At 35.5% G+C, this 26,616-nt stretch carries 28 protein-coding genes, 1 tRNA gene and 1 pseudogene; 27 read left to right on the top strand and 3 right to left on the bottom strand.

What is annotated here, in order from left to right; all coding sequences use genetic code 11:
- Window positions 1–217: 217 nt before the first annotated feature.
- From CBF37_RS07545 to CBF37_RS07535, 3 genes are read left to right on the top strand one after another with little or no spacing between them, the layout of a single operon-like run.
- Entirely contained in the window at window positions 218–556 is a 339-nt protein-coding gene (locus CBF37_RS07545; RefSeq protein WP_125984155.1) for a PadR family transcriptional regulator, read from the top strand.
- On the top strand, window positions 549–1,394 hold the full coding sequence (locus CBF37_RS07540; protein ID WP_125984154.1) for a DUF1129 domain-containing protein: 846 nt from the start codon (window positions 549–551) through the stop codon (window positions 1,392–1,394). The genes CBF37_RS07545 and CBF37_RS07540 overlap by 8 nt, the downstream gene beginning before the upstream one ends.
- Before the next feature lie 17 nt (window positions 1,395–1,411).
- Window positions 1,412–2,569: a glycerate kinase gene (locus tag CBF37_RS07535; RefSeq protein ID WP_125984153.1), complete on the top strand. Its 1,158-nt coding sequence runs from the start codon at window positions 1,412–1,414 to the stop codon at window positions 2,567–2,569.
- 13 nt (window positions 2,570–2,582) lie between these two features.
- Here CBF37_RS07535 and CBF37_RS07530 read toward each other — a convergent pair whose 3' ends face one another.
- The gene (locus CBF37_RS07530) at window positions 2,583–3,005 is read right to left on the bottom strand and encodes a hypothetical protein (RefSeq protein WP_125984152.1); all 423 of its coding nucleotides are present in this window, start codon (window positions 3,003–3,005) and stop codon (window positions 2,583–2,585) included.
- 141 nt (window positions 3,006–3,146) lie between these two features.
- Between CBF37_RS07530 and CBF37_RS07525 the strand changes: the two genes are divergently transcribed.
- The 9 genes and pseudogenes from CBF37_RS07525 (at window position 3,147) to CBF37_RS07485 (ending at window position 11,361) form a co-directional block, all read left to right on the top strand.
- A complete protein-coding gene (locus CBF37_RS07525; RefSeq protein WP_165866664.1) occupies window positions 3,147–3,785 on the top strand; it encodes a PepSY domain-containing protein in 639 nt (212 codons plus the stop codon).
- Between the two features lie 120 nt (window positions 3,786–3,905).
- On the top strand, window positions 3,906–4,871 hold the full coding sequence (locus tag CBF37_RS07520) for an ABC transporter substrate-binding protein (RefSeq protein ID WP_125984150.1): 966 nt from the start codon (window positions 3,906–3,908) through the stop codon (window positions 4,869–4,871).
- Window positions 4,872–4,882: 11 nt separating this feature from the next.
- Window positions 4,883–5,611, top strand: a complete 729-nt coding sequence (locus CBF37_RS07515) for an ABC transporter ATP-binding protein (protein ID WP_125984149.1) — start codon at window positions 4,883–4,885, stop codon at window positions 5,609–5,611.
- Between the two features lie 5 nt (window positions 5,612–5,616).
- A complete protein-coding gene (locus tag CBF37_RS07510) occupies window positions 5,617–6,360 on the top strand; it encodes an ABC transporter permease (RefSeq protein WP_125984148.1) in 744 nt (247 codons plus the stop codon).
- Between the two features lie 273 nt (window positions 6,361–6,633).
- Window positions 6,634–7,230, top strand: coding sequence for a nitroreductase family protein (locus CBF37_RS07505; RefSeq protein ID WP_125984147.1), 597 nt, complete (start codon window positions 6,634–6,636; stop codon window positions 7,228–7,230).
- A 195-nt stretch (window positions 7,231–7,425) separates the two neighbouring features.
- Window positions 7,426–9,018 (top strand): alpha-glucoside-specific PTS transporter subunit IIBC, encoded by a 1,593-nt coding sequence (locus CBF37_RS07500; protein ID WP_125984146.1) that lies wholly within the window; start codon window positions 7,426–7,428, stop codon window positions 9,016–9,018.
- 31 nt (window positions 9,019–9,049) lie between these two features.
- Window positions 9,050–10,309 (top strand): annotated as a pseudogene (locus CBF37_RS07495) (6-phospho-alpha-glucosidase); the annotation flags it as partial.
- 1 nt (window position 10,310) lies between these two features.
- Entirely contained in the window at window positions 10,311–10,907 is a 597-nt protein-coding gene (locus tag CBF37_RS07490; RefSeq protein ID WP_125984144.1) for a MurR/RpiR family transcriptional regulator, read from the top strand.
- Between the two features lie 10 nt (window positions 10,908–10,917).
- Window positions 10,918–11,361: a hypothetical protein gene (locus CBF37_RS07485; RefSeq protein WP_125984143.1), complete on the top strand. Its 444-nt coding sequence runs from the start codon at window positions 10,918–10,920 to the stop codon at window positions 11,359–11,361.
- 34 nt (window positions 11,362–11,395) lie between these two features.
- On the opposite strand, the gene CBF37_RS07480 is transcribed toward CBF37_RS07485, so the two are convergent.
- Complete coding sequence (locus CBF37_RS07480; protein WP_125984142.1) at window positions 11,396–11,938, bottom strand: DUF924 family protein; 543 nt, start codon at window positions 11,936–11,938, stop codon at window positions 11,396–11,398.
- Between the two features lie 138 nt (window positions 11,939–12,076).
- On the opposite strand from CBF37_RS07480, the gene CBF37_RS07475 reads away from it, so the two are divergent.
- Window positions 12,077–13,582 carry a phosphohexomutase domain-containing protein gene (locus CBF37_RS07475; protein ID WP_125984141.1) on the top strand — a complete coding sequence of 502 codons (1,506 nt, stop codon included), beginning with the start codon at window positions 12,077–12,079 and terminating at the stop codon, window positions 13,580–13,582.
- A gap of 421 nt (window positions 13,583–14,003) precedes the next feature.
- On the opposite strand, the gene CBF37_RS07470 is transcribed toward CBF37_RS07475, so the two are convergent.
- A complete protein-coding gene (locus CBF37_RS07470; protein WP_125984140.1) occupies window positions 14,004–14,303 on the bottom strand; it encodes a bacteriocin immunity family protein in 300 nt (99 codons plus the stop codon).
- 577 nt (window positions 14,304–14,880) lie between these two features.
- On the opposite strand from CBF37_RS07470, the gene CBF37_RS07465 reads away from it, so the two are divergent.
- The 14 genes from CBF37_RS07465 to yedF all read left to right on the top strand — a co-directional run bounded on the left by CBF37_RS07465 (window position 14,881) and on the right by yedF (window position 26,605).
- Window positions 14,881–15,213 carry a nitrous oxide-stimulated promoter family protein gene (locus tag CBF37_RS07465; protein WP_125984139.1) on the top strand — a complete coding sequence of 111 codons (333 nt, stop codon included), beginning with the start codon at window positions 14,881–14,883 and terminating at the stop codon, window positions 15,211–15,213.
- 37 nt (window positions 15,214–15,250) lie between these two features.
- Window positions 15,251–15,347, top strand: a tRNA-Sec gene (locus CBF37_RS11635).
- A gap of 256 nt (window positions 15,348–15,603) precedes the next feature.
- Window positions 15,604–17,049 (top strand): proline--tRNA ligase, encoded by a 1,446-nt coding sequence (proS, locus tag CBF37_RS07460; RefSeq protein ID WP_125984138.1) that lies wholly within the window; start codon window positions 15,604–15,606, stop codon window positions 17,047–17,049.
- Window positions 17,050–17,384: 335 nt separating this feature from the next.
- Window positions 17,385–18,677, top strand: coding sequence for a proline reductase-associated electron transfer protein PrdC (prdC, locus tag CBF37_RS07455; protein WP_476718443.1), 1,293 nt, complete (start codon window positions 17,385–17,387; stop codon window positions 18,675–18,677).
- A 33-nt stretch (window positions 18,678–18,710) separates the two neighbouring features.
- Window positions 18,711–20,609, top strand: coding sequence for a D-proline reductase (dithiol) proprotein PrdA (gene prdA, locus CBF37_RS07450; protein WP_125984136.1), 1,899 nt, complete (start codon window positions 18,711–18,713; stop codon window positions 20,607–20,609).
- Between the two features lie 22 nt (window positions 20,610–20,631).
- Window positions 20,632–20,928, top strand: coding sequence for a CBO2463/CBO2479 domain-containing protein (locus CBF37_RS07445; RefSeq protein ID WP_125984135.1), 297 nt, complete (start codon window positions 20,632–20,634; stop codon window positions 20,926–20,928).
- Between the two features lie 2 nt (window positions 20,929–20,930).
- Window positions 20,931–21,383 carry a glycine/sarcosine/betaine reductase selenoprotein B family protein gene (locus CBF37_RS12030; RefSeq protein WP_240626684.1) on the top strand — a complete coding sequence of 151 codons (453 nt, stop codon included), beginning with the start codon at window positions 20,931–20,933 and terminating at the stop codon, window positions 21,381–21,383.
- 27 nt (window positions 21,384–21,410) lie between these two features.
- On the top strand, window positions 21,411–21,656 hold the full coding sequence (locus CBF37_RS12025; protein ID WP_240626683.1) for a hypothetical protein: 246 nt from the start codon (window positions 21,411–21,413) through the stop codon (window positions 21,654–21,656).
- Window positions 21,657–21,675: 19 nt separating this feature from the next.
- Window positions 21,676–22,413 (top strand): proline reductase cluster protein PrdD, encoded by a 738-nt coding sequence (prdD, locus tag CBF37_RS07435; protein ID WP_125984133.1) that lies wholly within the window; start codon window positions 21,676–21,678, stop codon window positions 22,411–22,413.
- A gap of 21 nt (window positions 22,414–22,434) precedes the next feature.
- The gene (locus CBF37_RS07430) at window positions 22,435–22,911 is read left to right on the top strand and encodes a glycine/sarcosine/betaine reductase component B subunit (protein WP_125984132.1); all 477 of its coding nucleotides are present in this window, start codon (window positions 22,435–22,437) and stop codon (window positions 22,909–22,911) included.
- A gap of 14 nt (window positions 22,912–22,925) precedes the next feature.
- Window positions 22,926–23,942 (top strand): proline racemase family protein, encoded by a 1,017-nt coding sequence (locus tag CBF37_RS07425; protein ID WP_125984131.1) that lies wholly within the window; start codon window positions 22,926–22,928, stop codon window positions 23,940–23,942.
- A 12-nt stretch (window positions 23,943–23,954) separates the two neighbouring features.
- Window positions 23,955–24,833, top strand: coding sequence for a TSUP family transporter (locus tag CBF37_RS07420; protein ID WP_125984130.1), 879 nt, complete (start codon window positions 23,955–23,957; stop codon window positions 24,831–24,833).
- A gap of 129 nt (window positions 24,834–24,962) precedes the next feature.
- The gene (gene selD / locus CBF37_RS07415) at window positions 24,963–25,985 is read left to right on the top strand and encodes a selenide, water dikinase SelD (RefSeq protein ID WP_125984129.1); all 1,023 of its coding nucleotides are present in this window, start codon (window positions 24,963–24,965) and stop codon (window positions 25,983–25,985) included.
- Window positions 25,986–25,999: 14 nt separating this feature from the next.
- Window positions 26,000–26,605: a sulfurtransferase-like selenium metabolism protein YedF gene (yedF, locus tag CBF37_RS07410; RefSeq protein ID WP_125984128.1), complete on the top strand. Its 606-nt coding sequence runs from the start codon at window positions 26,000–26,002 to the stop codon at window positions 26,603–26,605.
- Window positions 26,606–26,616: the final 11 nt, after the last annotated feature.

The raw sequence follows: 26,616 nt of genomic DNA, 5'->3' as shown, positions 1-26,616 counted from the left end.
CTTTTAGGATCAGCGAGTGAATGTGGTGCATAAGGGAGACTTTTTCAGTGAGCCTTTTAGGCTCAGGCCGGCAATAGAGGCTTTCAGCCGAAGAACAAACCTCCAGTTCACACTGGAGGTTTTGATTGTTTTTTAGTTACTAGACTTTACAAGCTAGTGGATGCATGATAAATTATGTGTGTAGTTTGTATTACATAGTAGCGGGGGAGGAAAGCAATTGAAGGAAACACAATTATTAAAGGGTGTCTTAGACGGTTGTGTTTTAAAAATTATTTCGCAGCAGGAAATTTATGGATACGAGTTGGTTCAATATTTGAGAGCCGCTGGCTTCAATAATATTGTGGGAGGGACAGTCTATCCATTGTTGCAAAAATTAGAGAAGCAGCAATTGATTGTCGGTGAAATGAAAGAATCAGCAGAGGGTCCTAATCGCAAATATTTTAAGATTACTTCTGATGGTCTAATTTATTTAAAGCAGTTCAATGCACAATGGAATCGGTTAGTATTGACGGTTAATCAGTTAATGGAAACAGAAGCGAGGGATTGGAATGGCTAAGAAAGATTTAGAAATTTATTTAGACGGAAGTAACCGGGTTGAAAAACAGTTAATAGGAGAAAATCAGCAATACTTTAATGATTTGCGTATATATATGAGAAGCAGCAGTTTGTTGATTGATGATAGACAATTAGAAGAACAGATTTATCAAATAGGATGTGATTTGCTTGAGGCACAGCAGCAAGGTGAGTCCGCCGCAGATTTTTTTGGTACAAATCCCAAACAAACTGCTGATAAGTTGATTAAACAGATACCAATGCTTGATTTTAGCAAGCAAATCAGTTTTATTTTAATGGCAATCGGTATTTTTTGGTTGTTTCCTTTTGTTGGCGAATTTTCAAAATCAGGACCAGTGTCACTTAATGTATTAGCATACTTATTGACAGGCTGTTTAGCTGTTGTCGGAATTAAAGTTGTTTTTCTAGCGATTAAGTATCTGACTTATCTACCTTCAAATAGTTGGTTGAAAAAGTCAAAAGTGATATCTTTCCTTTGTTTGTGGCTGGCTTTTATGGTCTTTATCGGCTGTTATCTATTAATAGTTTATAAGACACCATCAGTCGTAATGCTGCCTATTCCATATCCGCTAGATGTCATCTGTTTGCTGGTGTTGGTCTTTAGCATTTTTTCAGCGATTTTAATTAAAAGAAAAAAACAATTTTATCCTGTTTTACCCGTTATCTTTGCTTTTGGTATTAGCGGTTTTCTAAGGCGAATTCCTGCATTGTCTGAGTTGATCCCAAATAAATGGGGGGGTTATCTTGATCTCGGCTTGGTGCTAAGTGGTTATTTGATTTATCTGATTTGGACAATGAAATCAGCAAAAAAAGAATCTTAAAGAATGAGGAATAAATTATGCTTAAATTTTTATTGGCACCAGATTCATTTAAGGATAGCATGACAGCTAAAGAGGCATGTTCAGCGATGGAAAAGGGCTTGAAAACTGTATATGGAAATCGTGTTTGGATTAATCAGATTCCTATGGCAGATGGTGGTGAAGGAACAGTCCAAACATTGGTAGATGCAACCCATGGAAATATCCAAAAAGTAATAGTTTCAGATTTGTTTAGACATAAAAAAATAGAAGCTTCTTATGGAATAATAAATCAATCAGAAAAAACTGCAATAATCGAGATGGCACAGGCCAGTGGTTTAGAGTTGTTAAAATTTGAGGAACGAAATCCCTTGTTAACATCGACTTATGGTACTGGAGAACTCATAAAAGATGCATTAAATCGAGGAATAAGAAAATTTATTGTGACACTTGGTGGCAGTGCGACAAATGACGGTGGAGCCGGTATGGCAGAGGCGTTAGGCGTTAAATTTTACGATAAGTCAAAAAATATTATACAAATGAATGGAGGGAATTTGTATGATATTGCATCAATTGATGTAAAAAGCATTGATGCAAGAGTTTATGATTGTGAGTTTGAAGCAGCTTGTGACGTGACAAACCCATTGCTTGGTCCTAAAGGAACTACAAAAATTTTTAGCCAACAAAAGGGTGCGAATACTGAAAGTGTTAGAGATAGACTAGAATCAGGTCTGATGAATTACGGAAATATTGTAGAAGAGACGATGGGATGTTCATACCGAGAGGTACCCGGGAGTGGTGCTGCTGGAGGATTAGGATTTGGCATTCAAGTATTTTTAAACGGAAAATTGATATCAGGGATTAATTTAGTGAGCAATATGTTGGATTTAGAAGAAGCGATATCACAAGCTGACATAATATTTACAGGCGAGGGATCCATTGATGGTCAATCATCAAACGGAAAAGTTATTTCAGGCATTGCTGAATTATGTAAGGTATATGAAAAACCGTTAATTGCCTGCGGAGGGGTTATTAAAGACGATGCAAATGTTCTATATGAGCAAGGTGTTACAGCAATGTTCAGTATTGTTCCTAGCTTAAGTGTCTTGGATGATTGTTTAAAGCAAGGGAGTATTAATTTAGAAAAAACGTGTGAGAATATTGCCAGAGTAATGGAAATAAAAAAACAGCCGGATTAAGGCTGTTTTTTTATTAGAATGGTTTCTCCATATTAATCAGCACACCCTCGTATACTTCTTGTGCAGTATCCATTGAAATATTTTTTTGATCGCTAATCCAACGGACAATGTAGGCTTCTGACTCTTCGCGAAGCATTATTTTGACTTCTTCTAGTTCAGTATCAGTCAATTGAGGGACTTCTTCAGAAGTTATCACTTCAGTCGTTTCAGTGACCAGTGTTTTTTCGGGAATATTGACATCAATCGTATCATTATTTGTGGTACTTTTTTTAGGTTTTAATACAGCAAGCAGAACTAAACCGGCAGCAATTATAAAAAGAATACCTGCTAAAAAATTCAAAATATTAATATAAGCAAAAAAAGTTAATAATTGATAAATACCTAAAATTAAGAATGCTAAAAATAACCAAAAATATCCATTTTTAAATAATTTCATGTTGAAACTCCTTTTTAAAATAACTGTACGTGAATTATAGCATGTTTTATAAGAAAATCATAATAATCGCAGTAATGTGACTTAAATATGATGTTTTTTTTGGTATGATATATTTATAAAGTAGAAATGGAGAAGTTAATTATGAGGAAGAAATATATAATTTTGAGTTTAATTTTAATAACAGTAGGTGCACTGACGGCTTGTTCCAAACAGGCACAAACCAATACAATACCATCTTCTAGTCGAGCACAGTTATCATCAGCAACACGAAGTAAATCAAGTGAAGCAGCGACAGACTCATCAAGCGCTTCAACAGTTAGTTCATCTGAAATCGGCAAAGTAAAAGTTACAGTGAAAGAAGTAATTGATATCTTTAAACAAGCTCATCATAATGCTGATATTACATCTCTAGAATTAGATTCTAAATCGGGTAAATATCTTTATACTATAGAGGGTGTAGATGCCGATAAAGAATACGAAATGGATATCGATGCCTCAACAAAAGAAGTCACTAAGAATAAAGATGAGCATTTGGATAGAGAAGCTAAGAGTGAAGCTGAGCGTAAAGAAGATGCATTGGATACTAGTGATGTTATTAGTGTCGGTAAAGCGATTTCGATTGCTGAAGGTGCAGCTGGTTTTGGTAAAGCGACAGAGTTGAAACTGGATAAAGAATTGAATGTTACTTATTGGAGTGTTAGTGTTAAAGAAGGAACAAAAGAAATGGATATCAAGATCAATGCTAAAACAGGTGATGTTTTAGAAGTGGAAAACGATTAATAATTTTTAGAGAGGATATACGAAAGTATGTTCTTTTTTATTGAAATAAGTTATGAAAAAAAATAATAAAATAGTGTATAATAGTGGTTGTGATTTAATGAATAAAAAGGAGATTATATAATGAAGAAAAGACTACTAGCGTTGATACTATTATCAGTTGTTATTGTAGGTGTTTTAGGTGCATGTGCTACAAAAGAGCCTTCAAGTAAAAAAAATATGCAAGGTGAAAATAAAAAAGAAATGTCATTGAGTTTCGGAGCAATGCCTGCGGTGGATAGCTTGCCTGTATATATTGCTGATAAAGAAGGCTTTTTTAAAGATGAAGGTTTAAATTTAGATTTACAAAGCTTTAAATCACCAAAAGATCGTGACGCGGCATTATCTAGCGGACACTTAGATGGAGCAAATACAGACTTAATCGCTTTAAGTGCTTATCGTCAGGGAGATTTAGATGTAAAAATCGTTAGTCAATCTGTAGGTGCTTTCTCAGTCTTGACTGGAAATGATTCAGTTAAAACTCTATCTAATTTGAAAGGGAAAAAAATTGGATATATACAAAAACAAGCACCAGAGTATTTTTTAGCGAAAGCAATAGCAAAAGATAATATGACTCTAGACGATGTGGAGTTTGAAGCAGTACCGCAAATTCCTGTACGTATAGAACTGACTAAAAACCAAAAGATTGATGCGACAGTAGTTCCGGAACCATTTACAACCATTGGGAAAACAGCAGGGTTAAAGGAATTAGCAAATAGTAGTGAGCTCAACATTCAAACTACTGTTTTTGGGTTTAAAGGGAATGTGTTAGAAGAAAATCAAGCGGCAGTTAAAGCTTTTTATCGTGCGTATGATAAAGCCGTAGATTTTATTAATGAAAAATCTTTAGATGATTACTATGATGTTTTAATTGAAAAGGTTGGATTTACTGAAGAAATAAAAGGGGAGGTTAAACTTCCTAAGTATACGCATGCGAAGCAAATTGATTCAAAACAAGTAAAAGAGGCATTTGAGTGGTCAAAAGGGCAAGGTATCTATACAAAAAAATGGACAGATAAAGATGTTATGAGCTCTTTACTAACAAAATAAATGAGGTTGCTATGTTAGAAATTCAACGACTTACAGCGGTTTACGAAGAGAAAGAAATACTAAGAAATATCAATATATCAGTTAAAGAGGATGAAGTTGTTGCTTTAATTGGACCTAGCGGAACAGGAAAGTCTACTCTACTTAATTGCATTACAGGACTGCATACTCCGGTGGATGGTATAGTCAAGCTTGGAGGTAAAAAGCTTTCTCCGAAAAATGCTAAAATAAGCTGGATTCCGCAACACTATGGATTATTACCATGGGAAACGGTATATAAAAATATAATTATGGGTTTAAAAATAAAAAAAATTCCATTTGAGAGAAAAAATGTTATGAATTTAATTGATCGGATGGGACTGATGGATTTACTTGATAAGTTTCCCAGTCAATTAAGCGGAGGGCAGCAACAAAGGGTTTCGATTGCTCGATCAATGGTGATGTCTCCAGATGTATTTTTATTGGATGAGCCCTTCTCAGCTTTAGATGCAATGACAAGAGAAGCTATGCAGTGTCTTTTTCTGGAGCAATGGCAGATTCATAGAGCCCCTACGATTGTTATTACGCATGATGTTGAAGAGGCTGTATTTTTGGGTAGCCGTATTGTACTGTTGTCCGGGACTCCTGGTGAAATAACTGAAGATATATCTAATGAATTATTTCAGTTTTCGATTGATGAACGACGCCAAACAACGGAATTCTATACGATGACCCAGCAAGTAAGGGAGGCGTTAGGACGTTGATAAATATGAAGAAAAAATTGATACCGACGTTACTTGGCTTTTTTATATTGAATGTTCTCTGGTGGTTGGCAAGTATCCAAGTAAACCAGTCTATGCTACCGTCTCCAACATCAGTTTATAAACATTTTGGTACAATGGATTTAACGATGATGAGTATTCATACTTATAATAGTTTCATTCGTTTGTTCTGGGGACTGTTTCTAGCCGTATTAATCGGTTTTGCTGTTGGTTTACTTATGGGGCGCTCTGATCGCTGGAATCGTTGGTTAGATCCGATTGTCTATTTAACTTATCCGATTCCTAAGGTTGCTTTGCTACCGATAATCATGCTGCTTTTCGGCTTAGGTAATTTATCAAAAATAATATTGATTGTGCTTATTGTAGTATTTCAGGTGATTTTATCAGTTCGAGATGGAATACGTGGTATTTCACCTAGTTACTACAATCATTTGACAGTCTTAGGCGCAAGTCGTTGGCAGTTGTTTACTGAAGTGACATTGCCGGCAGCTGTTGCAGCAATCTTAAGCGCGGTAAGAATAGCATTAGGTACTGCAATTGCTATTTTATTTTTTACTGAAGTATATGGAACAGAATATGGACTAGGCTATTTTATTATGGATGCGTGGGGCAGGTTGAATTATTTGGATATGTATTGTGGTATTTTGATTTTAAGTTTGTTAGCATTTTTACTGTTTTTAGTAATTGATCTAATAGAGAATTCTTTATTGAAGTGGCATAAATATACTTAGAAAAGAGAGATAAAACTCTCTTTTTTTGTGCTGCTATTTATAGAGAAATGATTACTTCAATATTGTTTTTATAAGATTTAATAGACTTCTGCTGATTAATTTAAAATCTTTATCAATAAAGTTACTTTTTTGAGCTTTTCTCTTTACTTATTTTAAGTAAGTTGGTATGATGAATTCATCGATCATCACTTACAAAAAATAAGCATATTATTTTATTTATTTCTTGTATGGCGTTATGATGAATATAACTAAAACTTAAAGGTGGAATTAATTATGTCAGAATTTGTAAATCTATTAAAAAAACGTCGCTCTATTTATGCTTTAGGAAAGAATATTTCTTTATCAAAGGAAGAATTTGAATCATTAGTAAAAGAAGTGGTTAGAGATTCACCGTCAGCTTTTAATTCACAGACGCAACGCGTGGTCTTTTTAACTGGTGAAGCAAATCAAGAATTATGGGAAATAACAGAGAGTGCTCTGAAACCACTAACTCCTCCAGAGGTATTTCCTAACACCCAAGCAAAATTAAATGGTTTTGCTGCTGGAAAGGGTACAATTCTTTTCTTTGAAGATACAGATGTTGTTAAATCATTGCAAGAACAATTTCCATTGTATGCTGACAATTTTCCGGTTTGGTCTGAGCAAGCAAGCGGCTTGACACAAGCCAATGTTTGGACAGCCTTAGCAGAAAAAGGAATAGGAGCTAATTTGCAACATTATAATCCAGTTATAGATAAAGATGTTCATAGTAAATGGAGCATTCCTGAGTCATGGAAATTACGTGCGCAGTTAGTATATGGCTCAATTGAAGCGCCAGCTGGAGATAAAGAATATATGTCAGATACTGATCGTTTTAAATCATTCAGCTAAGACTAAAAGCATATAAATAATTAAAGTCGGAGAGATATACCAATATTTTGGTATATCTCTTTTTTGATACTTAGGTTTCATTTTATGACACTTTTTTTCTTTGCAAGGAAATTGGTACAGTTAACTTGTAAAGCATTGCAATAGATGGCAAGTATGACATAATAAAGTTATAAAAAAGAAAGGGGTTACAAGATTATGATGGAAAAAGTGCAGAGATTTGGGGGTGCAATGTTTACACCGGTACTTCTTTTCTCTTTTTCAGGTATCATGGTAGCACTCTGTATAATTTTTAAAAATCCAATGTTAGTGGGCAGCATTGCTAATGAGGGGACGACATGGTTTAGTGTTTGGTCAATTATAGAAGACGGAGCTTGGACTGTATTTAATCAAATGGAATTATTATTCGTTATTGGTCTAGCTATTGGTCTAGCAAAAAAGGCAAATGCTCGAGCGGCAATGGAAGCCTTTGTAATCTATACCACTTTCAATTATTTTGTAAGTGGGATGGTTAAATTTTTTGGTTCATTTTTCAATGTAGACTTTACTTTAGAAGCTGGCGGAGATAGTGGACTAAAATTAATTGGCGGAATAAAGACGTTAGACACTGGTATTATAGGTGCAATCTTAATTTCAGCTATTGTAGTTATGATACATGATCGTTTTTTTGATACCAAATTGCCAGATTTTCTAGGTGTCTTTCAGGGGTCATCGCTTGTTGTCATTGTTGGATTCTTTACGATGTTACCTATAGCCTTTCTGACAGCTTTAATTTGGCCTAAATTTCAAATAGGCATCAGTTCTATGCAAGGATTTTTAGCGAGTTCCGGTATTTTTGGCGTCTGGTTATACACGTTCTTAGAACGGATACTGATACCAACTGGACTCCATCATTTTATTTACACCCCATTTGTCTTCGGTCCAGCGGTAGTAGAAGGCGGTATTACTAAATATTGGATGGCACATTTAAATGAATATGCGCAAACAAAAGAACCATTGAAAAAATTATTCCCAGAGGGTGGATTTGCTTTACATGGCAATTCTAAAATATTTGCTTCCCCTGGTATTGCAGCAGCCTTTTATTTTACTGCTAAACCAGAAAATCGTAAAAAAGTATTGGCTATCCTAATTCCTACTACTTTGACTGCGGTTCTTGCAGGAATTACGGAACCTTTGGAATTTACTTTCCTATTTGTTGCACCTGTTCTTTTCGTAGTTCATGCGGTATTGGCAGCAACGATGGCAGCGACAATGTATGGCTTTGGTGTAGTCGGTGACATGGGTGGCGGATTTATTGATTTACTTGCTAAAAATTGGATTCCACTGTTTGCTAATCATAAAGGAATGATTTTCACACAGTTGATTATCGGTTTAGGATTTACAGCAGTTTACTTTTTAGTTTTCCGTTTCTTAATTTTGAAATTTAATTTTGCAACACCAGGACGTGAGGATACATCATCTGAAGTGAAATTATATAGTAAAAAAGATTTTAAAGAAAAGAAGGCTAATGAAGGTGGTGTATCTGCAACGTCACCATCGGATGCTAATTCACAATATTTGGATCGTGCGATTATCTTTTTAGAAGCATTTGGCGGTTCTGACAATATTGCTAAAGTAAATAACTGTGCGACTCGGTTAAGAATTACGGTAGTTGATGAGAGTAAAGTGTTACCTGATGCAGCCTTTAAAGAAGGTGGTGCTCATGGAGTTGTTCGGAATGGTAAAGCCTTCCAAGTGATTGTAGGCTTGGACGTTCCACAAGTAAGAGAGCAATTTGAAAAAATATTATAGAGATAAATAAAAAGAATGGAGATTTAATAAAATGAAGAAATTTTCGATAGTGATAGCAGGCGGTGGGAGTACATTTACACCAGGAATAGTATTAATGCTTTTAGATAATCTGGATAGATTACCAATTAGACAAATTAAATTTTATGATAATTTGGATTCTCGTCAAAAACATATTGCTGATGCATGTGAGATAATCATTAAAGAGAGCGCTCCAGATATAAAATTTGTGTCAACTACTGACCCTAAAGAAGCATTTACAGATGTTGACTTTGTTATGGCACATATTCGTGTGGGACTTTATGCAATGCGTGAACAAGACGAAAAAATTCCATTAAAATATGGTGTTGTTGGACAAGAAACATGTGGACCTGGTGGACTAGCTTATGGAATGCGTTCAATTGGTGGTGTTTTAGAGTTAATTGATTATATGGAAAAATATTCGCCAGATGCTTGGATGTTGAATTATTCTAATCCAGCAGCTATTGTTGCTGAAGCAACACGCAAATTACGTCCGAATTCTAAAATTATTAATATTTGTGATATGCCAGTAGGAATTGAAGAACGTATGGCAAAATCAATTGGTTTAAAATCTCGTAAAGAGATGGTCGTTCGCTATTATGGATTGAACCACTTTGGTTGGTGGACAGATATTAGAGATCTTGAAGGTAATGATTTGATGCCTCAAATCAAAGCACATGTCGCACAGCATGGATATTCGTTAAAAGAAGAAGTTGAGGACTCACAGCATACAGATGCCAGCTGGATGGACACCTTCTCTAAAGCAAAAGATTTATACGCAGTGGATCCGGATACATTACCAAATACTTATCTGAAATATTATTTATACCCACAAGAAGCAGTTGAGCATGCAAATCCAGAGTATACACGTGCAAATGAAGTAATGGACGGTCGAGAAAAACATGTCTTTGGTGAGTGTGATAAGATTGTGGCTAATGGTACAGCGAAGGGTTCAACGCTGGAAATTGACGAGCATGCTAGTTATATTGTTGATTTAGCAAGAGCTATTGCTTACAATACGCACGAACGTATGCTGTTAATTGTCGAAAATAAGGGAGCGATTGCAAACTTTGATGAAACAGCTATGGTGGAAGTGCCATGTATTGTAGGCGTGAATGGTCCTGAACCTTTAGTGCAAGGAGAGATTCCTCGTTTCCAAAAAGGTATGATGGAACAGCAAGTAGCTGTTGAAAAATTAGTTGTTGAAGCATGGGCTGAGAAATCATACCAGAAATTATGGCAAGCTCTAACGCTATCAAAAACAGTTCCTAATAATGAAGAAGTTGGGACTATCAGGTTATTCAGAACTTAAATTTTTATTAAATCAAAAGACAAGGCAGAAAGAAGCTATGGCAAAAGAAGGAATTGATTTATTTAAAAGTCAAGAGGCTGATATCACAAATACTCTGACAAACATAAATTTAGAAGAGTTAAGTGGTGCTGCAGCATTAATTGAACGCAGTCAGATAATTTATTGCTATGGAACTGGTTACTCACAAAGAAAAGCAGCTGAAGAGTTTTCTAAACAGATGATAGCTTGTGGTAAAAAAGTAATCATGATTCCAAATCAAACAGAATTAGATATGATGGCTCATATAATGACTGTACAAGATTGTTTAATAATCGTTTCTTTAAGTGGTGAAACCGCAGCGATAAAAAATACAATTTTAAACTTAAATATTCGTAACATCGAGATTATTTCGGTAACGAGATCCGGACCGAATTTTATTTCCAGACATTCATCATTTAGTTTATTCTATTATTTGACGGAATTTTCAGTTAAAAATGCAATAGAATCACTTTCATTTGTAACGTTGCATTTAATTATGGATTATATTGTTCGATATTATTTAACATATTATAAAGAATAGAGGAAAAAAAATGACTAACATCAAACAGACAAACCTATGGCGCAGAGTCTTAATCGGTTATTGGCTATTAATTCCGGTGGTATTTTTGAGTTATACAGGCCTAACTGCTATTAAACTATCAGTTAGTTTTCAACAATTGTTAACAGATTCAGGCACATTTGCAGTCGGTTTGCTTTTAATCTGCTTGATGTTGGTTATGGCTTTGATGATGATGATGATTGATAGTCAACATGAGGTACTTTTAAAAAAATATTTAGTATTTGCGATGATACAGCAAGTAGTAACATTAAATGTAATCGGTGCTGTTGCGGCTTTCTTGTATTATCGAACGCTTTCTCAGCAAGAGGATAGTGAACAAAAATTAACACCAGCTATGGTTGGTGTGATGGGTTTTATTTTAATTCTTTCGTTGATAATGAGTTTAATCAGTTTTAATGTATTTAAATTTAAGTAAAAAGCAGCTTGCCGAATATCGGCGGCTGCTTTTTTTAGAATGATGAATCTGGTTCTTGTAAGAATAATAATTCTTCTTTAGTTGAAGTCCTTCCTAAAATATTATTTCGATGAGGATAGCGGCCAAAACGGTCAATAATGACTTTGTGTTTCACTTCAAATGCGAGAGTGTCTTCAAGTCCAGGCATAGAAAATAACTCAAGAGCGACTTCGTGAATAGCTTTTGATTCTGAATGCATATAGGGCATCAGCAGAAAGGCCAGCTCGCTGGTACCTAAGTGTTTATATTCTCCAGTTGCTATAGCCTCTTGAGCTAAAATTAATGCCATACCATCATAATTGAATGCTTGAGGAGTATCACGAAACATATTACGTGAAAATTGATCTAAAATAATAATTTCAGCCAAACGTCCGTGGATTGACTGACGCCAATAATAACATTCGCCTTGTGCAGCCTGCTGATGAAGTCCTGTAAAACGCTCCTTAATCAGCTGGTCAAAATTATTATCTTTAGTAAAATGTTGATTTGGAGATGCTTCTCCGAACCAAAAAGATAAAACGTCTTGCGGTGTAAGCATGTAATCCCTCCTTATTTATAATTGATAAATTAATTTTATCATGATTTTAGTTTTTGATATATTTAAAACGTCTTTTTAGGTAAAATTTGCTATAATTAATAGCAAATGATGTAAGCGTTGTTATAAGGAGAGGATAATATGTCATTAAATCAATTAATAAATGGTTCTGATATTCGAGGTGTCGCTATTGAAACGGCAGAGTACGAAGCGACTCTAACAAAAGAAAATGTAAAGCAGATTGCATCTGGTATTTATAATTGGTTATGCAAAAAAAAGACGGTAGAAAATAGCACGTTAAAAGTTGCAATCGGTCATGATAGTCGTTTATCGGCAGCTGTAATCAAAGATACATTGATTGAAAATTTGAGTGCCGTAGGTGTGATTATTTATGATACGGGACTATCTACAACGCCAGCAATGTTTATGGCAACTCAATATGATGATTTTAACGTCGATGCTGGTATTATGATAACGGCATCTCATTTACCGTATTACTATAATGGAATTAAGCTGTTTTCAAAATCAGGTGGAGCTGAACATGAAGACATTGAATTTATTTTAACTCATACTGATCAGTCGCTAGTTGGTGGAGACAAAGGACAAGTTATTAAGAAAGCAATTTTACCTGAATATTCAGCTGATCTGGTGAGTCGGATACGCAAAGATACAGGACTTGATAAACCCCTTGAAGGTTTTCATATTGTATTAGATGCTGGTAATGGAGCAGGAGGATTTTTTGATGAACACGTATTGCAGCCTCTAGGAGCAATAACAACAGGTAGTCAATTTTTAAATCCAGATGGGAATTTTCCAAACCATATGCCGAATCCGGACAATAAAGAGGCAATGGCAAGTATCAGAGAGGCTGTACTGAATAATCAAGCCGATTTGGGAATTATCTTTGATACTGATGTTGATAGAGCAGCAGTTGTTGATGAAACGGGGATGATTATCAATCGAAATAATTTAATTGCGGTATTAGCTAAGATAGTTTTAACGGATCACTCAGGGCAAACAATTGTAACAAATTCACCAACATCAAGTCATCTTAAAGATTTTATTGAAGAGCTGGGTGGCAAACAAGTTCGTTATTTATGTGGTTACCGTAATGTTATTAATAAAGCTATTGAATTGAACAGTGCGGGAATTGATACGCCGCTAGCTATTGAGACGAGTGGTCATGCAGCTTTTAAGGAGAATTTTTTCTTGGATGATGGGGCATATGTTATTGCAAAGATTCTAATGCTTTTACCGCGTTTAAAAGAGCAAAATCAATCATTAAGCAGTTTAATTGCGGAATTAATACAACCAATTGAAGCGGTAGAGTGCCGAATGAAGATAAATACAAAAAATGATCGTAAGACAGGGCAAAAGGTTATCAATGATTTAGAAGTATTTGTTGAGCAAACAGAAGGATTTAGCGTTGATCAGGATAATGAGGAGGGAATTCGTGTCAATGTCAATCACCAATATGGCGACGGTTGGTTTTTGTTACGCTTAAGCCTACATGAACCTCTGTTAGTTTTGCAAGTTGAAAATGATATTGCTGGAAAGAATGAGTTAGTATTAGAAAAATTACTTGAATTTTTTAGACACTATTTAGAACTTGACATTCAAAATTTAAGGCAATTGATTAATAAATAATTTTAAAAAAATAAGAGCAGAAAAAATCTTCTGCTCTTGTTTATTCTAATTTATTAAGTGTAATATGTTCGTAAAAAATTTGGGTACTAGTAATGATGGCGGGAAGAGGTAACTGCAGGATTCTTTGTATTATCGCTGAACGGCTTCTAACATATTAGCTTTATCAATAATTGTTAATCCTAATTTATGCTCAACATAATGTGTTTGTTTAACAAATAAATTTCTTATAAAGCAAAAAAATTATCACTGACAGCTATCAAAACTAGAGTATCTAAGAGATGTATAACATTGGTTGATTGATTCCTTATTTCACCGTTTGAGGGTTCACGCTCTAGATTTTTGGAATCATCAGAGGAATAGAGATTTCTTAAATTAAGGAATTTTTTGATTCGGAATTTTCGATAAACCGACTGCTATCCTGTTAATAGCCATAACGGATTTGACTTAGTTTAGTTAACTTTTCCATTCGTTCAGCGTTATCTGCAGAGAGTACTACGTGATATTGCAGTAAACAATCTGCAACGCTGATGTTCAGCCGACTGAGAGTTAGTGGAACTGATTGCGTGCCAGACATCAAATCATTGTAAAAGCGAGATAATAATGCTTTTAATTTTCGTTCGCCAACTGTGTTTTCAGTCAGCTCTTCTTGAATGGTTACGATTAAGCTGAGTGCTGCAGCTTTGCGTTCGTTTCCTCCTGAAAACCATTTAATCTGAGACATCGTTGATTTCCTCCTTTTTGAAAAAAGAAAAGCTAAAAATGAATGCTTTGCTGAAATTTCTTTTTGAATTTTTGTCGAAACCTAGCAATGCATCAGTCGAAATTGCCGATAGTTGACTAAGTCGTATCAACGATTTGATATCAGGATACCGTTTGTCTAATTCTCAATTAGCAATCGTCTGCCTTGATGCCAGTAATTTATCCACTAAATCTTTTTGTGTTCATTTTCAACTCATTCTTTTTTTCTTAATATTTTCACCTAATACAATTTTCACTATACGCGCTCCTTTCAATATAACAAGTGAATGATGTGCAAAAGCTCGTTGCATCAGCATTTTTGGTCGTGCAACGATGTGTTGCAACCGATAATTATAAAGATTTGTTGTTATTATAAAACGAAAAGACTTATGTTTACAACACACAATTATGATATATGTATTTGTGAAAACAAAAAAATAATTATGATAAAATACAAATATACATGTTAAACTGATAATAGATAGTTGAAAATGATCAGGGTACTATTGAAAAAGTTTATGCCAATATACGAACAGTAAAAGAGAGGTAGAAACATAGAGATGGTTAAGCAAAAAAATAATGGTCCGCGCATTACCTATGAACGTCAGACTGTTCAGGCAATGATTGCAATTTATTTCAAACAATTTTCTGATGAAGAACACCAAAAAGAACGTGAAGAAATTGAACGATATGCAATGAAACGACTTGATTTCTGTCAATTCGGCGACGATAAACCGACTTGTAAAACTTGCCCGGTGCATTGTTATAGTAAAAAATATCGAGAAAAAATGAAAGTAATTATGATATATTCGGGCCCACGAATGTTAATTTATCATCCACTTATGTCTATCAAACACTTTATAAAAGAACATCAACGTCCGATAAATGATTGACATTAAAAATAAAGAATGTTAGAATCTGTTGTATATTGGGAATGGATGGGTTCTGGTGTTCCCTCTGGTCTTCAAAACCAGTATGAGGAGTTAAGAGCTTCTTGGGTGGGTTCGATTCCCACACTTTCCCGCCATATATAAAGGATAAATGATTTAAAAAAATATTGGATTAGTAGAGAAACGCTGAAAGATTAAAGAGAGAAATCAAATGCTGAAAGATTTCATCCGTAAGCCCTCGAACCTGCCGAAGAACTCTGGTGAGATACCGTTATCATCTAATCAAGTTGTAAAGTAAACTCTACTTTGAAGCAAGGTGGTACCGCCTATTCGGGTCCTTGCGTCAAAGTAGAGTTTTTTTATTTTATAAAAATGTTTATAGGAGGAAGAATGATGGCGAAAAAAGAAGGATTCGTTAAACAAATTACTAGTCGTGATGTAGATTTTTCTAAATGGTATACTGATGTCTGCTTAAAGGCAGAGTTGTGTGACTATTCTAGTGTTAAAGGGTGTATGGTTTTAAGACCGACAGGGACCGCGTTATGGGAAAGAATTAGAGAAGTTGTTGATGGACGCCTTAAAAAAACAGGACATGAAAATGTGCTGATGCCAATGTTCTTACCTGAAAGTTTGTTATTAAAAGAAGCGGAACATGTTGAAGGATTTGCCCCTGAAGTAGCTTGGGTAACTCATGGTGGAGATAATGAATTGCAAGAACGTTTGGCTGTCAGACCTACTTCAGAGGTTCTTTTTTGTGAACATTTCAAAAAGATTATTCACTCATATCGTGATTTGCCTGTTTTATATAATCAATGGGTGAGTGTTGTACGCTGGGAAAAAAATACACGTCCGTTTTTAAGAACGACCGAATTCTTCTGGCAAGAAGGCCATACTTGCCATGTTGACTATGAGGATGCTGATAAAGAAGCACGCATGATTTTAGATATGTACGTGGAAGTTTGCCGCGATATTTTAGCAATTCCGGTCGTTTCAGGTGTGAAATCTGAAAGTGAAAAATTTGCTGGAGCAGATAAAACATACACGAATGAAACTTTAATGTATGATGGTAAAGCATTGCAAATCACTACATCTCATAACCTCGGTGATAATTTTGGTAAAGCATTTGAAATTACTTATTCTGATAAAGAAGGTAAAGAACAGTATGTTAACACAACGTCATGGGCCATTACGACACGGGCTATCGGTGGTATGATTATGGTACATAGTGATGATCGTGGATTAGTACTTCCGCCTCGAATGGCACCAACTCAAGTCATGATTATCCCAATCGCACAGCATAAAGATGGCGTATTAGATGTAGCATTTGAATTGAGAGATAAGCTGTCAAAAGATATGACTGTTAAAGTTGATGATAGTGAAAAACAACCTGGTTGGAAATTCAGTGATGCTGAAATGAAAGGTTACCCAATTCGATTAGAAATCGGGCCAAAAGATATAGAAGCAGGTCATATTGTTGCCGTTCGTCGTGACACATTAGAAAAAATAACATTACCATTAGATGATAATTTAAATACTGCACTTTCAGAATTATTAGAGTCAATTCATAATGATATGTTTAAACGTGCTAAGGATCGTCAAAAAGAAAAAACAAAAATGGCACAAACAAAAGAAGAATTCGCAGCAATGGTTGAAGCAGGCGGATTTGTTATTGCGCCTTGGGATGGTACTGAAGCAGTTGAAGACTTAGTGAAAGAAGAAACAGGAGCAACGACGCGTTGTTTAAGTTTTGACTATATTGATGCAGATTTATCAGGTGTTAAGGATTTATGGACAGGTAAAGATGCTAAATATATGATGCATTGGGCAAAAGCATATTAAGAGTAAATAATAAAGATGGAGGCGGCACATTAGTGCTGTCTTCTTTATTTTTTATATTAGTGAAAATAATAACTAATTATTCGTAATAAAAATAAAATAGGATAAGAAAACGTTTGATTCTAATTATATTTTAATAATTCACAAACATTGTGAAATGAACCATTTGCACAGTAGTGAACAAAAAATATTGTAAAATTCATTATGAAAACGGTATATTTATTAGATTAAATATAAAAAAAAACTAATTTGTGTAAAATTTAATTTTGTCTGTGTTATTATATTTGTGAGGTTTGTAATACCTTCAAATGCTCAAAAAATCACAGTAGGAGGTGAAAATAATGACAGTCTTTTATATTCCATTAAAGCAACACGTTGGTGCGCCATGTAAAGCAATCGTAGCTAAAGATGATTTAGTAACACGTGGTCAGTTAATCGCTGAACCCACTGGTTTAGGTGCAAATATCCATGCCAGTGTAACCGGTACAGTGACAACTGTTACTGATAATGAAATCGCTATTTCGGCTGATGAAGTTCAAGATGTAAGTTATGAACCAATTCCAAACTCAGAGGATAAACTAGAATTAGTTAAATCTGCTGGGATTGTCGGTGCTGGTGGTGCAGGTTTTCCAACGCATGTTAAATTAAACGTTGATAATACTAACGGAGTATTTATTGCTAATGGTGTCGAATGTGAAGCATTATTATTGCATAATGTAGAACAATTGAAAACAGCATCAGCACAACTTATCCGAGGTGTTAAATATGCTATGGAAATGACTAAATCGTCAAAAGGATATATCGCAGTAAAGGATAAGAATCGTCAAGCAGTCATTGAGTTGTTAAAAGCAACTAAAAATGAACCCACAATCGAAGTATTTCGTTTACCAAATATTTATCCAGCTGGTGATGAACGTGCCATTATTCGTGAATTACTAGGGGTTGTTTTAGAACCAGGTCAATTACCGATAGAAGTAGGAGCCGTAGTATCTAATGTTGAAACACTTAAACATATGGTTGAGGCTATTGAAGATCGCAAGCCATTTATCGATAAGGATGTTACTGTATCAGGACGTGTGAAAGATGATTCTCATATCTTTGAAAATGTTCCCATTGGGACTCCTGTTAAGGGCCTAATTGATGCAGTTGGTGGTTATATTGAGCCACATGGTGAAATTGTTATCGGCGGGCCAATGACTGGAAGACATGGTGAAGAATCATCGCCGGTTACAAAAACAACTGGTGGAGTCTTAGTTGCTATGCCGTTTCCTCAAGAACAACGAAAAGTCGGTATCTTGATATGTGAATGTGGTGGCTCGGAAGAGCGATTAACTGAAATTGCTAATAATATGGGTGCCGAAGTTGTTGCTGCAGAACGTTGTAAACGTATGGTAGAAGTTAATGGAAGATATAGATGTGCGAAGCCAGGGGTTTGCCCAGGACAAGCAGAGACAGTGATGAAGCTGAAAAAACAAGGTGCAGAAGTAGTTCTTACTGGAACGTGTTCGGATTGAACGAACACCGTTTTAGGTGTTGCTCCTAGGTTAGGAGTTCCAGTTTATCATCATACGGATCATGTTTTGCGCGCGGTTGGACACAAACTATATCGTAGACTACCTAGTAATAAATAATTAAATGCTAATTTAAATAGGAGGGTTTATCGAATGTCTATAACTGTAGAAAGCGCAAAAGAACATGCAAAAGATCCAGCGGTATTATGTTGCCGTGCAGAAGCAAATATCATTATTGAACCAAGTAATCTTGAAGATCCAGCAATATTTGCTGACTTAGAAGACTCAGGTTTATTAGAAATTCCAGAAAATTGTTTAACAATTGCAGAAGTATTGGGTGCAAAATTATTAGAAACAACCGATGCATTACACGCTATTACACCGAATTTAGTGGAAGGAGCCAATGTAGTCGAAGATGATGTGACAGTAGATGGAGTAGAGGCAGAAGTACTAACAGACGATACAATAGAAACAGCACCGTTAGCAACAACTGCGCCTATGTCAGCTTCATCTGGCCAAACAATTAAAATTCATATTTCAGAAGGAAAAGGAATTGATTTAGAGTTACCTATCATGGTAGCTGCTGGTCAAGCCGCTCCTGCAACAGAAAAAGTAACAACTATTTCTGAAACAGCAGATACATCTGATAATACAGCTGCTCCGACTCAAGAAGCAGAAGCAATTATGATGCGTAAAGTTGAAAGAGACCATTTTACCATTAAAGAAGTAGTATTTGGCGAAGAAACTAAAATTGACGGTACAACATTAATTATTCGTACTCCAGAAGATCTATGTGCAGAAGCAACAGCTATTGAAGACTTGGTCGAAGACATGAAAATCGAAATTATTACACCAGATCGTTATCATGAATACAGTGAAACAATCATGGACGTTCAACCAATCGCTACAAAAGTTGAAGGTGATTTAGGTCATGGTATTACACGTATTATCGATGGTGTGATTATGGTTGTTACAGGTACTGACGCTAATGGTGTCCAAATAGGTGAGTTTGGTTCTTCAGAAGGTGAATTAGACCGCAATATTATGTGGGGACGTCCTGGAGCGCCGGACAAAGGTGAAATCTTTATTAAAACACAAGTAACAATTAAAGCTGGTGCCAATATGGAACGCCCTGGACCATTAGCAGCACATAAAGCCTCTGATTATATTACGCAAGAAATCAGAGAAGCTTTAAAAGTCGCTGATGCGTCATTGGTTTCAAGTGAAAGTGAAATTGTGCAATATCGTCGACCTGGCAAGAAAAAAGTATTAATTATTAAAGAAATCATGGGCCAAGGAGCAATGCATGATAACTTGATAATGCCAGTAGAACCAGTGGGCACTTTAGGAGCAAAACCAAATGTTGACCTAGGTAACTTACCTATTATGTTAGCGCCAACAGAAGTATTAGATGGTGGTATTCATGCATTAACATGTATTGGACCAGCTTCTAAGGAAACATCTCGTCACTATTGGCGTGAACCATTAGTTCAAGAAGCTATGAACGATGAAGAAATCGATTTGGTCGGTGTACTATTTGTCGGTTCACCACAAGCAAATTCTGAAAAATACTATGTATCAAAACGTTTAGGTATGACGGTTGAAGCAATGGGTATTGATGGAGCTATTGTAACTACAGAAGGTTTTGGTAATAACCATATTGACTTTGCGTCACATATTGAAGAAGTCGGTAAACGTGGTATCCATGTTGTCGGTGATTCATATTGTGCTGTTCAAGGTGCGTTAGTTGTCGGCAATAAAGAAATGGTTGCAATGGTTGATAATAATAAATCAAAACAAGGTATTGAAAATGAAATCTTGTCAAACAATACATTATGTAAAGAAGATGCAATTCGTGATTTAGCAATGTTGAAAACACTTATGGGCGGCGGAACAATTAAAAAAGCCGAACGTAAATGGAATCCTAATGTTAAACAAAACAATATCGAAATCATCGAAAAAACAACTGGTCAAAAAATTGATTTAGTTGAAAATGAACAAGTTTTACCTAAGAGTAAAAAACGTGAAGAGATTTACGAAAAGGAAAACTAATATAATTTGAGGATTTGATGAAATGAATGGAATAGATAAGCTTAAATATGTGTCTACTGAGAGATTGTTCGAGGGAATTTTAGTAGATATTACTGATGCCAGTGTAACTATAGATATTAAAGGACGTCTAGGTCAACTTAAGATCCCTAGAAGAATGCTCATTTCGGAATATAATTTAAAAATCGGCCAAGAAGTTGGTTTTATGATGTCATATCCGGAAGTGTTAGATGAAGAAGCGAATGAACACTACGTTAACGCCATTCAGGAGCATCAAAAACGTCAAAAAGAAATGATGATAAAAAACGGAGAGGAGAACTAAAGATGAGCTTGACAGTTTTTGAAGGATTACAATCAGAAATTTATGTACCAATTACACCAAAATCAATCTTTACACCTGTTAAGAAAGACTTAAAAGAGATGCGCGTCGCTTTAGCAACAGCTGCAGGTGTTCACTTGAAAAGTGATGAACGTTTTAATTTAGCGGGGGATACAAGTTATCGTGAAATTCCTAACGATACACCTACTGATGAATTAATGGTATCTCACGGAGGTTATGATAACGCAGATGTCAACCGTGATGTTAACTGTATGTTTCCAATTGACCGTCTGCATGAATTAGCAGAACAAGGATTCATTGGAGAATGCGCACCAATGCACTTCGGATTTATGGGAGGCGGCGGAGACCAAGATGCTTTCCATGATGTAACTGGCCCAGAGATAGCACAAAAATTAATTAATGAAGATGTAGATGCCGTTATCCTAACCGCTGGTTGAGGGACTTGCCATAGAACTGCCGTGATCGTGCAGAGAGCAATTGAGGAAGCTGGTATTCCTACTATTTTAATCGCCGCATTACCTCCAGTAGTGCGTCAAAACGGTTCACCTAGAGCTGTAGCACCGTTAGTACCAATGGGAGCTAATGCTGGGGAACCTCATAACATTGAAATGCAAACACATATTTTAAAAGATACATTAAAAGAGTTAGTTGAAATCGAAACACCAGGAAAAATTGTTAGTTTACCTTATGAGTATATTGCACACGTGTAAAGGAAAGTAGGTTAGTACAGTGAGTGAGAAAAACTTGAAAATAAAAGTTTTTCACATGGCACAAGTTAATTTAGGAGAACATTACATGATAAACTCCGACCGTTTAACTATACGGTCGGAATTTACTCCTAAATATGAAGAAATTGAGTCGATGACAGTAGACTTACTTCCTCCTGGAAAGCATGATGTAGTAACAAATACGATTATGGATGTTATACCAATTTCTACTAAAGTTTTAGGAGAATTAGGTGATGGCATTACCCATACACTAACGGGAGTCTACATTGTGATGACAGGGGCTATTAAAGATGGAGAACAAATGCATGAATTCGGATCATCTGAAGGAATGTTGAGGGAGCATCTTAAATTAAATCGAACTGGTACGCCATGTGAAGATGATTATATTATTCATATAGATTTATTGGCTAGACCTGATGTATCATTTACACGTGATATATGTTTAAAAATGTTTGAAGTAACAGATGAATACATTCAATGTATTAGAAATCCTTTAAAAATGATTGATGGCCGACTCGCTACGGAAATTCACGAGTATAAGGAACACGTTAATTTAAATAAACCTAACGTTGCATTGGTTAAACAAGTAGCTGGACAAGGTGCAATGTATGATAATTTATTATTTCCTAATGAGCCGAGCGGTTTTTCAGGGGGAACATCGATTATTGATATGGCCAATGTTCCCATTATTTTAACGGCAAATGAATATCGCGATGGCGCAATTAGAGCTATGGTTTGATTTGGAAAGCGGGTAAATATTATGGGAATAGGACCGTCAACAAAAGAAACGTCATTACATCATTTTAGAGATCCATTAGTGGATTTATTATCACAAGATCCAGATATAAATTTTTTAGGCATTATTGTTGTGGGGACGCCACAAAGTAATAAGATGAAATACTTTGTAGGAAATCGTACAGCAACATGGTTAAAAAGTATGAGTTGCCAAGGGGCAATTGTTTCAGCAGATGGATGGGGAAATTCAGATGTTGATTTTGTCAATACACTGCAAGAAATAGGCAGTCGAGATATAAGTGTCATTGGGTTAAAATTTATCGGGAAACAAGCAAAGTTTGTTGTAGAAAACGAATATACCGAGTTTGTTCTTGATTTTAACAAGTCTGTAGCAGGCATCGAAACAGAAGTTGTCGGTGAAAACACCATTGATCAACTTGATGCTAAAAAGGCCCTTGCGTCAATCAAACTTAAAATGCAGAAGGATAGAAAATATACTTAGGAGGCGTAACTAACATGAAAGCATCAAAAGTAATGGTAGCAATTGATACACATACAGCTGGAGAAGCAGCTCGTCTTGTTATCGGCGGAGTGACTAAATTTCCAGGAAAAACAATGGCAGAAAAAAAAGAGCTTCTAGCTACTAAAAGAGATTACTTACGAACTGAAATTATGCATGAACCAAGGGGCCATAATGAAATGTTTGGTGCGTTTATTTGTGAACCCGTTCACGATGAGGCGGATTATGGCATTATTTTTATGGATGCTGGTGGTTATTTAAATATGTGTGGCCATAACACAATTGCAGCAATGACTGCTGCTGTTGAAACAGGTTGGGTAGATGTTGAACCTGGCCAAAGAGAAGTTGCTGTGAAACAAGATACACCTGCAGGATTGGTGAATGGTGTTGTAAAATTAAGAGAAGATTTTTGTGTGGAATCAGTTGCCTTTGAGAATGTTGAGTCATTTTTATATAAAGAAGGCGTAAAAATTCAAGTTCCAGATTTTGGTGAAGTAACGGTAGATATTTCATTTGGTGGTAGTTTCTTTGCATTGGTACCTGCAGCAGATTTAGGTATTGCTATTGAACCTGAAAATGCAACAAAACTATCAGAAATTGGTATCAAAATCAGAGATGCAGTCAATGAACAGATTGAAATTCAACATCCAACACTGGAACATATTAAAACTGTGGATCTAGTTGAAATTTATGGACCCGCAAAAAACCCAAAGGCTACGTATCAAAATGTAGTTATTTTTGGTGATGGACAAGTTGACCGTTCACCATGTGGTACTGGGACAAGTGCTAAATTAGCAACATTATATGCAAAAGGCCAAATGAATGTTGGTGACACTTTTGTTTATGAAAGTATTTTAGGAACAATGTTCGGTGGTGAAATTGTTAAAGAAACTGAGGTTGGAGGCTATAAAGCTATCATACCTCGTATCTCTGGTTCAGCATACATAAATGGATTTAATACATTTTTAATTGATCCTACAGATCCATTGAAAGACGGCTTTGTGCTGGGATAGGAGGAATGTGGCATGGTAGCAACTTTATTAGGTTTATTAGGTATTTTATTATTATATTATGTATTCTTTTTGTTAAAAGATTTAATTGCGCATAAAAATGATTTAGGTCCAGGGAGAATTTGGCTGGCAGGAATTATTGGATTAGTTACAGATTTTTTAGATACATTAGGTATTGGTAGCTTTGCTCCAACAACGCTGGCACTTAATGCAACTAAATATTTGGATGATGACAAGTTATTGCCAGGTACTCTAAATGTGGCTCATACTATTCCAGTAATGGTAGAAGCTTTTATTTTTATTACAGTTGTTAAAGTAGCGCCGCTAACCTTGTTTTCATTAGTTGTTGCAGCGATTTTAGGATCTTGGATTGGGTCTAAAACTGTTACCAAATTGCCAGAAAAAAAAGTGCAATATTTTATCGGTATCGCTTTAATAGTGACTGCTGTATTAATGGGGTTAAAACAATTAGGTCTGCTTGATTTATTAGGTGCTGGTAACACAGCTACTGCTTTAACAGGTTGGAAACTAATCGTAGGTATTGTCGGTAATTTCATTTTTGGTGCATTGATGACAATAGGTGTTGGTTTATATGCTCCATGTATGGCAATGGTCTATATGTTAGGTTTGAGCCCATTAGTTGCATTTCCGATTATGATGGCCTCTTGTGCTGGTTTAATGCCAGTTGCAAGTGCTGAGTTTATAAAAACAGGCGATTACTCACGTAAAGCAACGATTGGTATCACAATAGGTGGTATTATAGGTATTATTATTGCTGTTAAATTTGTAACCAATTTAAACCTTAATTTTTTGACTTGGCTTATCATAATTGTTATCGTTTATACAGGGATTACTTATATCATTAAGAGTAAAAAAAGTTTAAATGCTGTATAGAACATAATATAAAGTTCGAAAGTAAGGCTCTATTTTTTGCTTTCGAACTTTTTACTTTTCTAGTAACATTAGTAGATAAGGTGTTTGATAGTTATCTATTGATTTTAATAGAAAATGGAGATGGATAAAATGTCAGAGATTGAACAATTAATTGTTTGTGGTGGTTGTAATGCCAAAATCGGACCAGGAGATTTAGGTAGTTTGCTGAAAGATTTGCCTAAAAGGCATGATGACAGACTCCTTGTTGGGTTTGAGTCAACAGACGATGCAGCGATTATTAAGTTAAATGATGAACAAGTGATGATTCAAACACTCGATTTTTTTCCGACAATGGTAAATGATCCCTATTTATTTGGAAAAATTGCGGCAACGAATGCCTTAAGCGATGTTTATGCAATGGGTGGTACAGTGCTATCTGCTTTGAATATTGTCGCTTTTCCTGAAGAAAAAGATTTAAATATTTTAAAAGAAATTTTACGCGGCGGTGCAGAAAAAGTCATAGAAGCCGGTGGGATTTTAGCCGGTGGACATTCAATTCACGATCATTCTGTAAAATATGGCTTATCTGTAACAGGTTTGGCGCATCCTGATGATATTTTAATGAACAACGCGGGACAGATTGGGGACCATTTGATTTTAACCAAACCTTTAGGCGTTGGAATTATTACGACCGGTTATAGTGTGGGTGAAATTGATCAGTCTGCTTTTGATGAAGCGGTTTATAATATGGAGACGCTTAATAAATACGCAATGGAGATTATTCGGTCATATCCGATAAATAGCTGTACAGATGTGACAGGATTTGGCTTGTTAGGCCATCTTCATGAGATGCTTCATGATGAATATTCTGCAGTGATTCATAGTGACAGGCTGCCTTACATAACAGCCGCATACCAAGGAGCGAAGGAATTTATTTTGACCGCTGGAGGACAAAGAAATCGTAATTACTTAACACCGTTTGTTGATTTTAAACAAAACGACTTTGCGATTGAAGAGCTTCTTTTTGATCCACAGACTTCGGGGGGATTGTTGGTTAGTGTACCAGCACAATATGCTGAAAAATTGACGACAGAATTAAATAAATTAGACATAAAATCAGCTGATATTGGTGAAATTGTAGCCAGAGAAACAAAAGAAATGATCGTACAATAAGGAGATAGACTAAAATGAAAAAAATTGATGCTCGAGGATTGGCTTGCCCATTACCAGTTATTCAGACAAAAAAGGCACTTAAAGAAAATGAAACAGTTACAACCTTGGTAGATAATGAAATTGCGACTCAAAATTTAAGGAAATTAGCGGAACAATTAAATTATATATATCAATGCGAAAAAATATCAGATGTTCTCTATCGAGTCACTATTTCAACAACAGGTAACGAAGTGGGTGTTAATAAATCGATTGCTGAAGAAACAGTGGCCGCAGTTAAAACATCTGATGAATATACCGTAGTTGTAGATACCGACGTAATGGGTCGTGGTTCAGATGAATTAGGGGCTAATTTATTAAAGACATTTATTTATGCGTTGACTGAGCAAGATGTATTACCTAAACGTGCTATTTTTTATAATGGGGGTGTCAAATTAACTGCGGAAAACCCAGATACTATCTCTGATTTGAAAACTTTGGCAGAAGCAGGTGTTGAAATTTATGCTTGCGGTGCCTGTCTTGATTTTTATGGATTAAAAGAGGATATTCAGGTTGGAGAAATTACAAATATGTATCGAATTGTTGAAATGATGCGTGAAGCAAACCGCATTGTAAAACCTTAATCGTAAAATTG

Source organism: Vagococcus vulneris (genome assembly GCF_003950515.1).
In the GTDB taxonomy this organism is placed as follows: domain Bacteria; phylum Bacillota; class Bacilli; order Lactobacillales; family Vagococcaceae; genus Vagococcus; species Vagococcus vulneris.
This window is presented reverse-complemented; position numbering and strand designations above follow the sequence as displayed.

Excerpts from the sequence above, each read along its gene's own strand:
- CBF37_RS12030 (WP_240626684.1), top strand. The coding sequence starts at position 20,931 with ATGAGCTTGACAGTTTTTGAAGGATTACAATCAGAAATTTATGTACCA.
- CBF37_RS07540 (WP_125984154.1), top strand. The coding sequence starts at position 549 with ATGGCTAAGAAAGATTTAGAAATTTATTTAGACGGAAGTAACCGGGTT.
- selD (WP_125984129.1), top strand. The coding sequence starts at position 24,963 with ATGTCAGAGATTGAACAATTAATTGTTTGTGGTGGTTGTAATGCCAAA.
- CBF37_RS07425 (WP_125984131.1), top strand. The coding sequence starts at position 22,926 with ATGAAAGCATCAAAAGTAATGGTAGCAATTGATACACATACAGCTGGA.
- CBF37_RS07475 (WP_125984141.1), top strand. The coding sequence starts at position 12,077 with ATGTCATTAAATCAATTAATAAATGGTTCTGATATTCGAGGTGTCGCT.
- CBF37_RS07420 (WP_125984130.1), top strand. The coding sequence starts at position 23,955 with ATGGTAGCAACTTTATTAGGTTTATTAGGTATTTTATTATTATATTAT.
- CBF37_RS07465 (WP_125984139.1), top strand. The coding sequence starts at position 14,881 with ATGGTTAAGCAAAAAAATAATGGTCCGCGCATTACCTATGAACGTCAG.
- CBF37_RS07480 (WP_125984142.1), bottom strand. The coding sequence starts at position 11,938 with ATGCTTACACCGCAAGACGTTTTATCTTTTTGGTTCGGAGAAGCATCT.
- CBF37_RS07485 (WP_125984143.1), top strand. The coding sequence starts at position 10,918 with ATGACTAACATCAAACAGACAAACCTATGGCGCAGAGTCTTAATCGGT.
- CBF37_RS07470 (WP_125984140.1), bottom strand. The coding sequence starts at position 14,303 with ATGTCTCAGATTAAATGGTTTTCAGGAGGAAACGAACGCAAAGCTGCA.
- CBF37_RS07530 (WP_125984152.1), bottom strand. The coding sequence starts at position 3,005 with ATGAAATTATTTAAAAATGGATATTTTTGGTTATTTTTAGCATTCTTA.
- CBF37_RS07535 (WP_125984153.1), top strand. The coding sequence starts at position 1,412 with ATGCTTAAATTTTTATTGGCACCAGATTCATTTAAGGATAGCATGACA.
- CBF37_RS07490 (WP_125984144.1), top strand. The coding sequence starts at position 10,311 with ATGAAGAAGTTGGGACTATCAGGTTATTCAGAACTTAAATTTTTATTA.
- CBF37_RS07445 (WP_125984135.1), top strand. The coding sequence starts at position 20,632 with ATGAATGGAATAGATAAGCTTAAATATGTGTCTACTGAGAGATTGTTC.
- CBF37_RS07430 (WP_125984132.1), top strand. The coding sequence starts at position 22,435 with ATGGGAATAGGACCGTCAACAAAAGAAACGTCATTACATCATTTTAGA.
- CBF37_RS07500 (WP_125984146.1), top strand. The coding sequence starts at position 7,426 with ATGATGGAAAAAGTGCAGAGATTTGGGGGTGCAATGTTTACACCGGTA.
- CBF37_RS07525 (WP_165866664.1), top strand. The coding sequence starts at position 3,147 with ATGAGGAAGAAATATATAATTTTGAGTTTAATTTTAATAACAGTAGGT.
- CBF37_RS07520 (WP_125984150.1), top strand. The coding sequence starts at position 3,906 with ATGAAGAAAAGACTACTAGCGTTGATACTATTATCAGTTGTTATTGTA.
- CBF37_RS07510 (WP_125984148.1), top strand. The coding sequence starts at position 5,617 with ATGAAGAAAAAATTGATACCGACGTTACTTGGCTTTTTTATATTGAAT.
- yedF (WP_125984128.1), top strand. The coding sequence starts at position 26,000 with ATGAAAAAAATTGATGCTCGAGGATTGGCTTGCCCATTACCAGTTATT.
- proS (WP_125984138.1), top strand. The coding sequence starts at position 15,604 with ATGGCGAAAAAAGAAGGATTCGTTAAACAAATTACTAGTCGTGATGTA.
- prdA (WP_125984136.1), top strand. The coding sequence starts at position 18,711 with ATGTCTATAACTGTAGAAAGCGCAAAAGAACATGCAAAAGATCCAGCG.
- CBF37_RS07515 (WP_125984149.1), top strand. The coding sequence starts at position 4,883 with ATGTTAGAAATTCAACGACTTACAGCGGTTTACGAAGAGAAAGAAATA.
- CBF37_RS07505 (WP_125984147.1), top strand. The coding sequence starts at position 6,634 with ATGTCAGAATTTGTAAATCTATTAAAAAAACGTCGCTCTATTTATGCT.